This is a genomic window from Enterobacter cloacae complex sp. 394F7 (genome assembly GCF_057320385.1).
In genome coordinates this window covers 126,322-139,626 of sequence record NZ_JBXWCS010000006.1, presented here as the reverse complement: position 1 = coordinate 139,626, position 13,305 = coordinate 126,322, and the positions used below count along the sequence as shown (strand labels likewise).

The following is a 13,305-nucleotide window of genomic DNA, read 5'->3' as shown; positions in this document are numbered from 1 at the left end:
CATGTTCGATGCCACACGGCTAACGAGCAGACAATTAAGGGCAATGACTCATACATTCTTCCGCGCCCTTCATGCGCGGGATCTTTTGGGAAAACAGATGTAATGGCTACGTTCACACCTTCTCTCTCTGGGGTAAAAGGGCGCGCGCTCTTTTCACTGCTGTTTATGGCACCGCTGGTGCAGGCAGCCGACACCGCAACGGCTAACGACGGCGAAACGCTGACCGTCACCGCCGATCCCCATGCCGTGGCTGAGGCCACAAACGGCTATCAGCCGCTTAACACCTCCACCGCCACGCTAACCAACATGCCGATGCTGGATATTCCGCAGGTGGTGAATACCGTCAGTGATAAAGTGCTGGAAGATCAGCACGCTACTTCGCTTGATGAAGCCCTTTATAACGTCAGCAACGTGGTGCAGACCAACACCCTGGGCGGTACGCAGGATGCGTTTGTGCGCCGGGGATTTGGCGCGAACCGCGACGGGTCAATAATGACCAACGGCCTGCGCACCGTGCTGCCGCGCAGCTTTAATGCCGCGACCGAGCGCGTGGAGGTGCTGAAAGGGCCGGCCTCAACGCTGTATGGCATTCTCGATCCTGGCGGCCTGATCAACGTGGTTACCAAACGCCCGGAAACCCGCTTCGGCGGCTCAATTTCCGCTACCTCCTCAAGCTTTGGCGGCGGCACCGGGCAGATTGATGTCACCGGCCCGATTGACGGCACGCGGCTGGCGTATCGCCTGACGGGTGAGTATCAGGATGAAGATTACTGGCGTAATTTTGGCAACGAGCGCAGCACCTTTATCGCCCCGTCGTTGACCTGGTTTGGTGATGATGCCACCGTGACCGTGCTCTATTCACATCGCGACTATAAAACGCCGTTCGATCGAGGAACCATTTTCGATCTCAACACCAAACAACCGGTAAACGTGGATCGTAAAACCCGCTTTGACGAGCCGTTTAACGTTACCGACGGGCAGTCCGATCTGGCGCAGCTGAACGCCGAATACCGTCTTAACAGCCAGTGGACCGCGAAGTTTGACTACAGCTTTAGCCAGGATAAATACAGTGATAACCAGGCGCGCGTGATGGCCTATGACGCCAAAACGGGTAACCTGACCCGCCGCGTGGATGCGACCCAGGGCTCGACTCAGCGTATGCACAGTACGCGTGCGGATCTGCAGGGGAACGTGGATATCGCGGGCTTTTACAATGAGATCCTGACCGGTGTGTCGTATGAGAATTACGATCTGCTGCGTACGGACATGATGCGCTGTAAGAACGTTAAAGATTTCAACATCTACCATCCGACCTACGGCAATCTCAGCAAATGCACCACCGTCTCCACCGCTGATAGCGACCAGACGCTCAAACAGGAAAGCTACTCCGCCTACGCGCAGGACGCCCTGTATCTCACCGATAAGTGGATTGCCGTTGCCGGGCTGCGTTACCAGTATTACACCCAGTATGCGGGCAAGGGTCGCCCGTTCAATGTGAATACCGACAGCCGCGACGAACAGTGGACGCCGAAGCTGGGGCTGGTCTACAAGCTCACGCCATCCGTCTCGCTGTTTGCTAACTATTCTCAGACGTTTATGCCGCAATCGTCCATTGCGAGCTACATTGGTGACCTGCCGCCGGAAACGTCTAATGCTTACGAAGTGGGGGCTAAATTTGACCTGTTCGATGGCATTACCGCCAACATTGCGCTGTTTGATATTCACAAGCGTAACGTGCTGTACAACGAAAGCGTGGGGGGTGAAACCATCGCCAAAACCGCTGGCCGCGTACGCTCGCAGGGAGTGGAGGTGGATCTTGCCGGATCGCTGACTGAGAATACCAATATTATCGCCAGCTACGGCTACACCGACGCCAAAGTGCTGGAAGATCCAGACTACGCGGGTAAGCCCCTGCCGAACGTGCCGCGTCATACCGGTTCCCTGTTCCTGACTTACGACATTCATAACGCGATCGGCGGGAATACCCTGACGCTTGGCGGCGGTGGACACGGCGTGAGCCGTCGTTCAGCGACCAACGGTGCGGATTATTATTTGCCGGGATACTTTGTTGCCGATGCCTTTATGGCCTACAAAATGAAGCTGCAGTATCCGGTGACGCTGCAGGTGAACGTGAAGAACCTGTTTGATAAAACCTACTACACCTCGTCCATTGCGACCAACAACCTGGGCAACCAGATTGGCGACCCGCGCGAAGTGCAGTTTACGGTGAAGATGGCGTTTTGATGTAAAAAAGCCCGGTGGCGCTAGCGCTTACCGGGCCTACAATTGCTATGGCTGAGGCATCAGGCCTCAATATCCGCCATATCGCCTTTCTCCTGCAGCCAGTTGCGTCGGTCTTCCGAGCGTTTTTTGGCCAGCAGCATATCCATCATGGCGTTGGTTTGCTGTTCGTCTTCATCGCTGATGGTCAGTTGAACCAGACGACGGGTGTTAGGATCCAGCGTGGTTTCGCGCAGCTGCATTGGGTTCATCTCGCCCAGCCCTTTAAAGCGCTGAACGTTTGGTTTGCCCTTCTTGCGCTTGAGCTGCTCCAGCACGCCCGCTTTCTCTTCTTCCGTCAGCGCGTAGTACACCTCTTTGCCGAGATCGATACGGTAGAGCGGCGGCAGCGCGACGTAGACGTGGCCGTTTTTCACCAGCGTGCGGAAGTGCTTCACGAACAGTGCGCACAACAGCGTGGCGATGTGCAGACCATCGGAGTCCGCATCCGCGAGGATACAGATCTTGCCGTAGCGCAGCTGGCTCAGATCTTCGCTGTCCGGATCGATACCGATCGCAACAGAGATATCATGCACTTCCTGCGAGGCCAGCACTTCATCGGACGAGACTTCCCAGGTATTCAGGATCTTACCTTTAAGCGGCATGATCGCCTGGTATTCACGGTCGCGCGCCTGCTTGGCCGATCCCCCTGCCGAGTCCCCTTCCACCAGGAACAGCTCGGTACGGTTAAGATCCTGCGCGGTACAGTCCGCCAGCTTGCCCGGCAGCGCAGGGCCGCTGGTGAGCTTTTTACGCACCACTTTCTTCGCCGCACGCAGACGACGCTGCGCGCTGGAGATCGCCATTTCCGCCAGCATCTCTGCGGCCTGAACGTTCTGGTTCAGCCACAGGGTGAAGGCATCTTTGACCACGCCGGAAACAAAGGCCGCGCACTGACGCGAGGAGAGACGCTCTTTGGTTTGCCCGGCAAACTGCGGATCCTGCATCTTCACGGAAAGCACGTAGGCGCAGCGATCCCAGATATCTTCCGCCGACAGCTTCACGCCGCGCGGCAGAATGTTGCGGTATTCGCAGAATTCACGCATCGCATCCAGCAGACCCTGACGCAGCCCGTTAACGTGTGTACCGCCGAGCATGGTTGGGATCAGGTTGACGTAACTTTCGGTCAGCAGCTCACCGCCTTCCGGCAGCCACAGCAGCGCCCAGTCCACCGCTTCGGTGTCACCGGTGAAATTACCGACGAACGGTTTTTCCGGCAGCGTCGGCAGGCCGTTTACCGCTTCGCACAGGTAGTCGTTCAGACCGTCGGCATAGCACCAGCTCTGCTCGGTATTGTTGACGTTATCTTTAAACGTGATTTCCACGCCAGGGCACAGCACCGCTTTGGCTTTCAGCAGGTGCGTCAGGCGAGAAACAGAGAAACGTGGGCTGTCGAAGAAGCTTTCGTCAGGCCAGAAGTGGACGCTGGTGCCGGTGTTGCGTTTACCGCACGTGCCGACAACCTGCAGATCCTGCACTTTCTCGCCATTTTCAAACGCGATGTTATACACCTGGCCGTCGCGACGAACGTTCACTTCCACGCGCTTAGACAGGGCGTTAACCACGGAGATCCCCACGCCGTGCAAACCACCGGAGAACTGGTAGTTCTTGTTGGAGAACTTACCGCCCGCATGCAGTCGGCAGAGGATCAGCTCAACGGCCGGTACGCCCTCTTCCGGGTGGATATCCACCGGCATGCCGCGACCGTCGTCGATAACTTCCAGCGACTGATCGGCATGCAGGATAACGTCGACGCGTTTGGCATGGCCTGCCAGCGCTTCGTCGACACTGTTATCAATAACTTCCTGGCCCAGATGGTTTGGGCGCGTCGTATCGGTGTACATCCCCGGGCGGCGGCGAACCGGCTCAAGCCCGGTGAGTACCTCAATGGCATCAGCGTTATAGGTTTGCGTCATGATTTAAACTAGCAATTCGCATTGATTGTCAGAGGCTGTGCAGTCCAAGAAAATCGACAATCTGGGTGAAATGATCTTCAAAGCCCGTGAAAGCATGGTTTCCGCCCTCTTCTATAGTCTGGCGGCAGGAGGCGTAATACGCCACTGCCTGGCGGTAATCCAGCACTTCATCACCCGTTTGTTGCAGCAGCCAGATCAGGTCCGGTGCTTCAAGCGGGTCGACCTGCATAACTTTGAGATCGTAAATATGGCGTGACTCTAGCACATATTGTTGGCCGGTGTAGGGGTTCTCGTTTTCGCCAAGAAAGTCCCGAAGCAGCTCAAACGGTCGAACCGCCGGGTTAACCACAACGGCGGGCAGCATAAAGCATTGCGAGAGCCATGTGGCGTAATACCCTCCCAGCGAGGAACCCACCACGCCGAAAGATTCGCCGCCGTGTTCCAGAACAATGGATTCCAGCATCTCCGCCGCCTCTGCCGGATAAGGCGGCAGTTGCGGGATAATCATCTCAACGTGCGGATGATGCTCGCTCAGCCACTGGCGTAACTGTGTCGCTTTGGCAGATCGCGGCGAGCTGTTGAACCCATGCAGGTAGAGGAGCGTAGACATCAATAGCCTTCTGAAGCGGTATCGGGGCGGAATTGCGCGCCTGCCAGACGGCAGACTTCCGTGGTCAGTGAACCATCCGCATGCAGTTCCAGCCAGCGCCAGCCCGGCGCGATGGTATCCAGGGTAAAGTTCGCGCAGTGCGGCTTAAACTGAACGCAGGTCGACGGCGTCGCCAGCAGACGGCGGCCATTCCAGTCGAGATCCTGTTCCTGATGAATGTGTCCGCACAGCAGATTCTTCACGCGCGGGAATTTCACCAGCACGCTATCCAGGGCGGCAGAATTGCGCAGGCTGTGTTGATCGAGCCAGCTACAGCCCGCCGGAAGCGGATGATGATGAAGCAAAAGCAGCGTATGTCGCGCCGGTTCGGCGGCCAGTTTGGTCTCCAGCCAGTCGAGCTGAAACTCGCTTAACTCACCGTGCGGGACGCCAAACACCTGGCTGTCGAGCAGCAGGATCTGCCACTGCTCACCGGCAAACACACACTTCGCCGGAGAGATCCCCGCCTCCTGAAGAGAGCTGTACATCGCAGGCTGAAAGTCGTGGTTGCCAGGAAGCCAGACGCACGGCACGCTAAAGCTCGCGATGCCTTCAGCAAAATGCTGGTAGGCCGCGGAGGATTGATCCTGCGCCAGATCGCCCGTTGCAACGATCAGATCGCAGGCACGATTTTCAGCGTGAATAGCGCTAAGTACAGCCTGATAACTCTCCCAGGTGTTCACCCCCAGCAGCGTTTCATGCTTTTCGGCAAAAAGGTGAGTATCGGTGATTTGTAATATCCTGACTGGTGCCCCACCAGCAACAGTCAGGTTCAACAGGCTTTCCAAATGGTGTCCTTAGGTAGGTTTATGACGCTAACAAACCGGAATCGCCATTGCTCCATGTGCTAAACAATATCTTAGCCAGTCGGCTAAAAACTGGTTAATTTGATGCTTTTCGTCGCGTTGATGCAACTTTTTATTCGGGTAATCATACCGCGCTTTAAAACGAAAGATCTGCTGACTTGAACACACTTCAGCGACCATCGCGTCGTGGTAGAGCCGCACCGTCATTGACGGCAGGCTCCAGTAGCTAATGCTGGGTGCCGTTTGTTCGATTTCCACCAGCGTAGTGTAGCGCGTTGATTCTGTTATCGTTAATCGATACTGCGCGTTGCTCACCTGATAGCTTACCGTTTCGCCGGGTGCGTCGTTTCTCGGCAGCAGGCGGCGCAATTGTGCGAAATTGGTTTCGCACAGGCGCATCATTTCTGGGAAGTCAGGTGTATAACGCTTCATTTTTTCCACTCGTTTCGTAATGTCTGATAATGCAGTTGCAGCCATTGCAGGGCGATGACAGACGCTGCGTTGTCGATTTTCCCCTCTTCTACCCACTGGTAAGCCTGCTCCCGACTCACCACATGAACCCGAATATCTTCGTTTTCATCTGCCAGACCGTGGATCCCATCCGCGGTCGTGGCGTCCACTTCGCCCACCATGATGGACAAGCGCTCGCTGGTGCCTCCCGGACTGGCCAGATAGCTTAGCACCGGTTTTGTGCGGCCAACGATCAGCCCCGCCTCTTCCAGCGCCTCGCGGCGGGCAACGTCTTCAACCGACTCGCCCTCTTCGATCATGCCGGCGACCATCTCCAGCAACCACGGGCTTTCACTGACGTCATACGCCGCAATGCGAATCTGCTCAACCAGTACGACTTCATCACGCACTGGGTCAAAGGGTAGCAAGACTGCTGCATGCCCGCGCTCAAAAATTTCGCGCCTGATTTCGCCGCTCATCTCACCGTTAAACAGGCGATGCCTGAAACGGTAAAGTTCCATTGAAAAAAAACCGCTATAAAGCGTTTCTCGTGCAATAATTTCTACATCGTTTTTGGCGAATGTCACGGGCAACTTATCTGGTTTTTGCATGAGTCGAGTCCTGGTAGCAATGGTGATGAAATTATGAATTTCAAGGCTGTTTGGCTGCCGTTTGCAAGGCTATATGGTAGATTGGTGCAAATTAACGCCACATGGCACATTACGCCAACCTTTTGGTGTGGATGATTCTGTTAGAATCGGCAATTATTTTTAATTAGATCAGCGCTAATACTGCTTCACAACAAGGAATGCAAATGAAGAAATTGCTCCCCATCCTTATCGGCCTGAGCCTGACGGGCTTCAGTGCAATGAGCCAGGCGGAAAACCTGTTACAGGTCTACCAGCAGGCACGTCTGGGCAACCCTGATTTACGTAAATCAGCGGCCGATCGTGATGCTGCGTTTGAAAAGATTAACGAAGCGCGTAGTCCACTGCTGCCGCAGTTAGGTTTAGGTGCAGATTATACCTACAGCAACGGTTTCCGCGACGCTAACGGCGTTAACTCCAATGCTACCAGCGCCTCACTGCAATTAACACAGACGCTGTTTGATATGTCCAAATGGCGCGCCCTGACCCTGCAGGAAAAGAGCGCGGGTATCCAGGATGTGACCTATCAGACCGACCAGCAAACGCTGATCCTGAACACGGCGACTGCGTACTTCAACGTGCTGAGCGCGATTGACTCGCTCTCCTATACTGAAGCGCAGAAACAGGCAATTTACCGTCAGTTAGATCAAACCACCCAGCGTTTCAACGTGGGCCTGGTCGCCATCACTGACGTGCAGAACGCCCGTTCACAGTACGACAGCGTACTGGCCAACGAAGTGACCGCGCGTAACAACCTCGACAACGCGCTGGAATCTCTGCGTCAGGTCACCGGTAATTACTATCCTGAACTGGCTTCCCTGAACGTAGATAACTTCAAGACCGATAAGCCGCAGGCGGTGAATGCCCTGCTGAAAGAAGCAGAAAACCGCAACCTGACCTTACTGCAGGCGCGTCTGAGCCAGGACCTGGCCCGCGAGCAGATTCGTCAGGCGCAGGATGGCCACCTGCCAACCCTGAGCCTGAGCGCCTCCACCGGCGTGTCTGATACCAGCTACAGCGGTTCTAAAACCAACACCGCCCAGTATGACGACAGCAACCAGGGCCAGAACAAAGTCGGCCTGAGCTTCTCACTGCCGCTGTATCAGGGCGGTTTGGTGAATTCTCAGGTGAAACAGGCGCAGTACAACTTTGTTGGCGCAAGCGAGCAGCTGGAAAGCGCACACCGCAACGTGGTGCAGACCGTGCGTTCGTCGTTCAACAACGTGAACGCTTCTATCAGCAGCATCAACGCGTATAAACAGGCCGTTGTGTCTGCCCAAAGCTCCCTGGATGCAATGGAAGCCGGTTACTCCGTCGGTACCCGTACCATTGTTGACGTGCTGGACGCGACCACCACGCTGTATAACGCGAAACAGCAGCTCTCCAGCGCGCGTTACCAGTACCTGATTAACCAACTGAACATCAAGCAGGCGCTGGGTACGCTGAACGAGCAGGACCTGCTGGCGCTGAACAATGCGCTGGGTAAACCGGTCTCAACCTCGCCGGACAGCGTGGCACCGGAGAATCCGGAGCAGGTTGCTGCGGTTGATAACTTCAACGCTAACAGCAGCGCGCCTGCTGCACAGCCAGCCGCTGCGCGTACCAACACCGGCAGCAATCCGTTCCGTCAATAAGAGTGTCATCAGGCCCACTGCGGCCTGATGCCCTCACCCCAGCCCTCTCCCACAGGGAGAGGGAGCATCTGAATCACATCCGAACGTAAGCCAACGTAAAGATCCCCCTGATTCCGACCCTCTTCGCTTCATTTTCAACCACTCATCCTCTATCCTGAGCGTTATAACCACTGGGTCCTGGAAGACAAATATGAAACGGACAAAATCCATAAATCACGCTTCGTTCCGCAAAAGCTGGAACGCGCGTCACCTCACCCCTGTTGCGCTGGCGGTTACCGCTGTCTTTATGCTGGCAGGCTGTGAGAAAAGCGATGAAACGGTCTCTCTGTATCAAAACGCAGAGGACTGCTCAGCCGCAACCGGTAACGCGGCAGAATGTAAGACCGCCTATAACAACGCCCTGAAAGAAGCGGAACGTACCGCACCGAAATATGCCACACGCGAAGACTGCGTGGCAGAGTTCGGTGAAGGCCAGTGTCAACAGACACCGGCTCAGGCGGGAACGGCGCCAGAAAATCAGGCGCAGGCTCAGTCCAGCGGCAGCTTCTGGATGCCACTGATGGCCGGCTATATGATGGGCCGCCTGATGGGCGGCGGTGCGGGTTACCAGCAGCAGCCGCTGTTTAGCTCGAAAAACCCGGCCAGCCCGGCCTACGGCCAATACACCGATGCCAGCGGCAAAGGCTATGGCGCAGCAACGCCTGGCCGCACCGTGACCGTACCGAAAACGGCGATGGCTCCGAAACCGGCTACCACCAGCACCATCACCCGCGGCGGGTTCGGTGAATCTGTGGCGAAACAGACCAGCATGCAGCGCAGCGCGACGGGTACGTCAACTCGCTCAATGGGCGGCTGATCATGGAACGAGTCAGTATCACCGAGCGCCCGGACTGGCGCGAAAAAGCGACCGAATACGGTTTTAACTTCCACACCATGTATGGCGAGCCGTACTGGTGTGAAGATGCTTACTACAAACTGACGCTCGCTCAGGTGGAAAAACTGGAAGCGGTGACGGCAGAACTGCATCAGATGTGCCTAAAGGTTGTCGAGAAAGTGATCGACAGCGACGAGCTGATGGCTAAATTCCGCATTCCGAAGCACACCTGGGGCTTTGTGCGCCAGTCGTGGAAAACCAGCCAGCCCTCGCTCTATTCTCGCCTTGATCTGGCGTGGGACGGCGTGGGTGAACCTAAGCTTCTTGAAAATAACGCCGATACGCCAACCTCTCTGTATGAAGCGGCCTTCTTCCAGTGGATCTGGCTGGAAGACCAGATGAACGCCGGAAACCTGCCGGAAGAGAGCGACCAGTTCAATAGCCTGCAGGAAAAGTTGATTGAGCGTTTCGCCGAGCTGCGTGAACAGCACGGTTTCAACCTGCTGCATCTCGCCTGCTGCCGTGACACGGAAGAAGATCGTGGAACGGTTCAGTATCTGCAGGATTGTGCTGCCGAAGCGGAAGTCGCCACCGAGTTTCTCTATATAGAAGATATCGGTCTGGGCGAGAAAGGTCAGTTTACTGACCTGCAGGATCAGGTGATCAGTAACCTGTTCAAGCTCTACCCGTGGGAATATATGCTGCGTGAGATGTTCTCCACCAAGCTGGAAGACGCTGGCGTGCGCTGGCTGGAACCGGCGTGGAAGAGCATCATCTCCAACAAAGCCCTGCTGCCGATGCTGTGGGAAATGTTCCCGAACCACCCGAACCTGCTGCCGGCATACTTTGCGGAAGATGATTATCCGCAAATGAAAAAATATGTCGTGAAGCCAATCTTCTCCCGCGAGGGGGCAAACGTCTCCATTATCGAAAACGGTAAAACGCTGGAAGCGGTTGAAGGGCCTTACGGCGAAGAAGGAATGATCGTCCAGGCGTTTTATCAGCTGCCGAAATTTGGCGACAGCTATACGCTGATTGGCAGCTGGCTCATCAACGATCAGCCAGCCGGGATTGGCATCCGCGAAGATCGCGCGCTGATCACCCAGGATCTGTCACGGTTCTATCCGCATATTTTTGTTGAGTAGAGTGCGGCCTGATGCCCTCACCCCGGCCCTCTCCCACGGGAGAGGGTGTAAACACTAAAAACGGCAACCGCAGGTTGCCGCTTTGCTTTTATTACCCCACCTGCACCGACAGCATACTCAAACTCCCCATCTCAATACCGTCGACCGGGATCGTCACCGGTTCCTGACCATCCCACGCGCCAAGAACGTACAGCAGCGGCAGGAAGTGTTCCGGCGTTGGGTTAGAGAGCGAACCGCCTTCGTGATCCAGATAGTTCACCAGCGGATGCTGCTCAACCGGGCCCTGCCAGGTCAGATTGTCTTTGACGTAATCGTTAAAGGACGTTGCCCATGGGTAAGGTGTATTTTCACCGTGCCAGCGCGCCGTGCGCAGGTTGTGTACCACGTTACCGCTTGCCACCAGCATAATGCCTTCATCACGAAGCGTAGCCAGCTTGCGGCCCATCTCCATGTGCCAGGCTGCCGGTTTAGTACTGTCGATACTCAACTGCACCATCGGGATGTCGGCGTCCGGGTACATTTTTATCAGCACGCCCCACGAGCCGTGGTCAAAGCCCCAGGCCTCTTTATCCAGCGCGACCGGGACAGGTGCCAGCAAATTCACCAGCTTCTGTGCCAGCTCGGGCGAGCCGGGGGCCGGATAATGCGTGTCGTACAACGCCTGCGGGAAACCGCCAAAATCATGGATTGTTTTTGGCGCCTCCATGGCAGTTACGCCAGTGCCACGGGTGAACCAGTGTGCAGACACCACCACAATCGCCTTCGGACGCGGCAACGTCTCGCCCAGGTGACGCCATGTGCGGGTGTAGACGTTGTCTTCCAGAACGTTCATTGGGCTACCGTGGCCTAAAAACAGTGCTGGCATACGTGAAGAAGTCATGGTGATATCCTTACAGAAGGTGTCAATTTGATGGTGCTACATTACGCTTAACACGACAAAGATGAACGCAGATAAGCGTGAAGATCATCATCAGGAAATTTGAATGTAAGGAATATGTAAAACAGAGGTTCCCCTCTCGCTTTGGCCAACGTGAATTATTAGTATTAATGAGAATCATTATCACAAGGAGCCTTGCATGTCCGTCCCCTTGATCCTGACCATCCTGGCGGGTGCCGCCACCTTTATCGGTGCGATCCTCGGTGTGCTTGGTCAAAAGCCGTCTAACCGCGTGCTGGCCTTTTCACTGGGATTTGCTGCCGGCATTATGCTGCTCATCTCTCTGATGGAGATGCTGCCTGCCGCACTGGGCACAGAAGGCATGTCTCCGGTACTGGGTTATGGCATGTTTGTGTTTGGTCTGCTGGGCTATTTTGCCCTCGATCGCATGTTGCCCCATGCACATCCGCAGGATTTAATGCAAAAAAGCGTCGCGCCGGTGCCGCAAAAGATTAAACGTACTGCCATCCTCCTGACGCTCGGCATCAGCCTGCACAACTTCCCGGAGGGTGTCGCGACTTATGTCACCGCCAGCAGCAATCTGGAGATGGGGCTGGGTATCGCCCTGGCGGTGGCCTTACACAATATTCCTGAAGGGCTGGCCGTTGCCGGGCCGGTTTATGCCGCCACGGGGTCAAAACGCACCGCCGTGTTCTGGGCCGGAATATCGGGAATGGCAGAAATTCTCGGGGGCGTACTGGCGTGGCTGATACTGGGAAGCCTGGTTTCGCCGGTGGTGATGGCCGCCATTATGGCCGCGGTTGCCGGGATTATGGTGGCGCTGTCGGTTGATGAACTGATGCCGCTGGCGAAAGAGATCGATCCTAACAACAATCCGAGTTATGGGGTGTTGTGCGGAATGTCTGTAATGGGATTAAGCCTGGTGTTGTTACAAACGGCGGGTATTGGTTGAACGGTTGCGCTTCCTTATTTGAGGGAGCGCAATTTCTTTTAATGTCAGTGAATGCCAACTATCAGTATTAATGATACAAAGTCCGGCACCATACTTTCTAATCGCCATAGAATTCACTTAAGAAATATTATTTATAACTATTCCCCGTAAAATAATTACCGCTTCGTGTATTTAAAAAAACTCAAAAGGTTGATGTCAATCACTATTTAAACCGAGCATTCTGGCTGCAGAGCAACAGCATTTTTCCCATTTATAATTTCAAATGATTTATTAATAGCCTCTAAATTCCCCATTTAGAAATACTCACGAGATGAACCATATTGCGACTGGTATATTTCGACCGCTTTAATGAAATAAAAGTGTTGCAATATTAATTCATTAAAAGTATTGCGCCATCCACTCTTAGATAAAGGATTATATCTTCATGTTTAACAAGACTATTCTGGCAGTTGCGACAACTGCATTGCTTTCTGGTCTGTCATTTACTGCTATGGCAGCAGATAACCAGGGCTCGGGGAAGATCACGTTCACCGGTGAAGTTATCAGTGCGCCTTGCTCTATCACCCCGGGAGATGAAAATCAGACGATTGAATTAGGTGAAGTCGCGGATAGCGTGCTGAACAGCGGTAAAAACTCGCTGCCGGTTGACGTGAATATCCACCTGCAGGATTGCATTCTCTCTTCTACCACCGGACAAACCACCACCACGATCGACAAAGTCAAGGTCACCTTTGCCTCCGCAAGTACCGTTTCGACCGACACCAGTCTGATGAAAAACACGCTTGATGGCAACATCGGCGGTGCAACAGGTGTGGGCGTTCGCTTGCTGGATAGCGGCAGCAATAAAGTCACGCTGGGTACGCCGATTGAAGTGTCATTCCCTACCACAAACGCCTATCAGGAACTGAACTTCAAAGCCCGCATGGAACCGGTAGCTGGCAGCCAGGCTACCCCGGGTAACGTTCAGGCCCAGGCGAACTATATCCTTGAATACAAGTAATTAGATTGCCGTCTGAAAACGTAGCCGATGAAGGACTCATCGGCTTTTATGCCT

12 protein-coding genes are annotated in these 13,305 nt (G+C 54.8%); 6 read left to right on the top strand and 6 right to left on the bottom strand.

The window, feature by feature from the left end; all coding sequences use genetic code 11:
- Nucleotides 1-102: 102 nt before the first annotated feature.
- Nucleotides 103-2,244, top strand: coding sequence for a TonB-dependent siderophore receptor (locus tag AC2FAK_RS11115; protein ID WP_095454899.1), 2,142 nt, complete (start codon nt 103-105; stop codon nt 2,242-2,244).
- Nucleotides 2,245-2,303: 59 nt separating this feature from the next.
- Here AC2FAK_RS11115 and parE read toward each other — a convergent pair whose 3' ends face one another.
- Genes parE through nudF form a run of 5 tightly spaced genes read right to left on the bottom strand, consistent with a single transcriptional unit; the run spans nt 2,304 to nt 6,712 of the window.
- A complete protein-coding gene (gene parE, locus AC2FAK_RS11110) occupies nt 2,304-4,196 on the bottom strand; it encodes a DNA topoisomerase IV subunit B (protein ID WP_013098740.1) in 1,893 nt (630 codons plus the stop codon).
- A gap of 28 nt (nt 4,197-4,224) precedes the next feature.
- Nucleotides 4,225-4,806 carry an esterase YqiA gene (yqiA, locus tag AC2FAK_RS11105; protein ID WP_014833291.1) on the bottom strand — a complete coding sequence of 194 codons (582 nt, stop codon included), beginning with the start codon at nt 4,804-4,806 and terminating at the stop codon, nt 4,225-4,227.
- Nucleotides 4,806-5,633 (bottom strand): 3',5'-cyclic-AMP phosphodiesterase, encoded by an 828-nt coding sequence (cpdA, locus tag AC2FAK_RS11100; RefSeq protein WP_020689480.1) that lies wholly within the window; start codon nt 5,631-5,633, stop codon nt 4,806-4,808. Before cpdA ends, yqiA begins: the two co-directional genes overlap by 1 nt.
- Before the next feature lie 27 nt (nt 5,634-5,660).
- Nucleotides 5,661-6,083, bottom strand: coding sequence for a DUF1249 family protein (locus tag AC2FAK_RS11095; protein ID WP_003862516.1), 423 nt, complete (start codon nt 6,081-6,083; stop codon nt 5,661-5,663).
- Nucleotides 6,080-6,712 (bottom strand): ADP-ribose diphosphatase, encoded by a 633-nt coding sequence (nudF, locus tag AC2FAK_RS11090; RefSeq protein WP_013098743.1) that lies wholly within the window; start codon nt 6,710-6,712, stop codon nt 6,080-6,082. The genes AC2FAK_RS11095 and nudF overlap by 4 nt, the downstream gene beginning before the upstream one ends.
- Before the next feature lie 203 nt (nt 6,713-6,915).
- On the opposite strand from nudF, the gene tolC reads away from it, so the two are divergent.
- The 3 genes from tolC (at nt 6,916) to AC2FAK_RS11075 (ending at nt 10,401) form a co-directional block, all read left to right on the top strand.
- A complete protein-coding gene (gene tolC, locus AC2FAK_RS11085) occupies nt 6,916-8,382 on the top strand; it encodes an outer membrane channel protein TolC (protein ID WP_095454898.1) in 1,467 nt (488 codons plus the stop codon).
- Nucleotides 8,383-8,572: 190 nt separating this feature from the next.
- Entirely contained in the window at nt 8,573-9,238 is a 666-nt protein-coding gene (locus tag AC2FAK_RS11080) for a DUF1190 family protein (RefSeq protein WP_013098745.1), read from the top strand.
- Between the two features lie 2 nt (nt 9,239-9,240).
- Nucleotides 9,241-10,401 carry a glutathionylspermidine synthase family protein gene (locus AC2FAK_RS11075; protein WP_095454897.1) on the top strand — a complete coding sequence of 387 codons (1,161 nt, stop codon included), beginning with the start codon at nt 9,241-9,243 and terminating at the stop codon, nt 10,399-10,401.
- Nucleotides 10,402-10,492: 91 nt separating this feature from the next.
- Here AC2FAK_RS11075 and ygiD read toward each other — a convergent pair whose 3' ends face one another.
- Complete coding sequence (gene ygiD, locus AC2FAK_RS11070; RefSeq protein WP_095454896.1) at nt 10,493-11,281, bottom strand: 4,5-DOPA-extradiol-dioxygenase; 789 nt, start codon at nt 11,279-11,281, stop codon at nt 10,493-10,495.
- Between the two features lie 196 nt (nt 11,282-11,477).
- Here ygiD and zupT point away from each other — a divergent pair, with 196 nt between their 5' ends.
- A complete protein-coding gene (gene zupT, locus AC2FAK_RS11065; RefSeq protein ID WP_013098748.1) occupies nt 11,478-12,251 on the top strand; it encodes a zinc transporter ZupT in 774 nt (257 codons plus the stop codon).
- Nucleotides 12,252-12,675: 424 nt separating this feature from the next.
- Entirely contained in the window at nt 12,676-13,251 is a 576-nt protein-coding gene (locus AC2FAK_RS11060) for a fimbrial-like protein (RefSeq protein ID WP_058682964.1), read from the top strand.
- Nucleotides 13,252-13,305: the final 54 nt, after the last annotated feature.

Coding starts and splice junctions, on each gene's coding strand:
- AC2FAK_RS11115 (WP_095454899.1), top strand. CDS start 103: ATGGCTACGTTCACACCTTCTCTCTCTGGGGTAAAAGGGCGCGCGCTC.
- parE (WP_013098740.1), bottom strand. CDS start 4,196: ATGACGCAAACCTATAACGCTGATGCCATTGAGGTACTCACCGGGCTT.
- yqiA (WP_014833291.1), bottom strand. CDS start 4,806: ATGTCTACGCTCCTCTACCTGCATGGGTTCAACAGCTCGCCGCGATCT.
- AC2FAK_RS11095 (WP_003862516.1), bottom strand. CDS start 6,083: ATGAAGCGTTATACACCTGACTTCCCAGAAATGATGCGCCTGTGCGAA.
- nudF (WP_013098743.1), bottom strand. CDS start 6,712: ATGCAAAAACCAGATAAGTTGCCCGTGACATTCGCCAAAAACGATGTA.
- tolC (WP_095454898.1), top strand. CDS start 6,916: ATGAAGAAATTGCTCCCCATCCTTATCGGCCTGAGCCTGACGGGCTTC.
- AC2FAK_RS11080 (WP_013098745.1), top strand. CDS start 8,573: ATGAAACGGACAAAATCCATAAATCACGCTTCGTTCCGCAAAAGCTGG.
- AC2FAK_RS11075 (WP_095454897.1), top strand. CDS start 9,241: ATGGAACGAGTCAGTATCACCGAGCGCCCGGACTGGCGCGAAAAAGCG.
- ygiD (WP_095454896.1), bottom strand. CDS start 11,281: ATGACTTCTTCACGTATGCCAGCACTGTTTTTAGGCCACGGTAGCCCA.
- zupT (WP_013098748.1), top strand. CDS start 11,478: ATGTCCGTCCCCTTGATCCTGACCATCCTGGCGGGTGCCGCCACCTTT.
- AC2FAK_RS11060 (WP_058682964.1), top strand. CDS start 12,676: ATGTTTAACAAGACTATTCTGGCAGTTGCGACAACTGCATTGCTTTCT.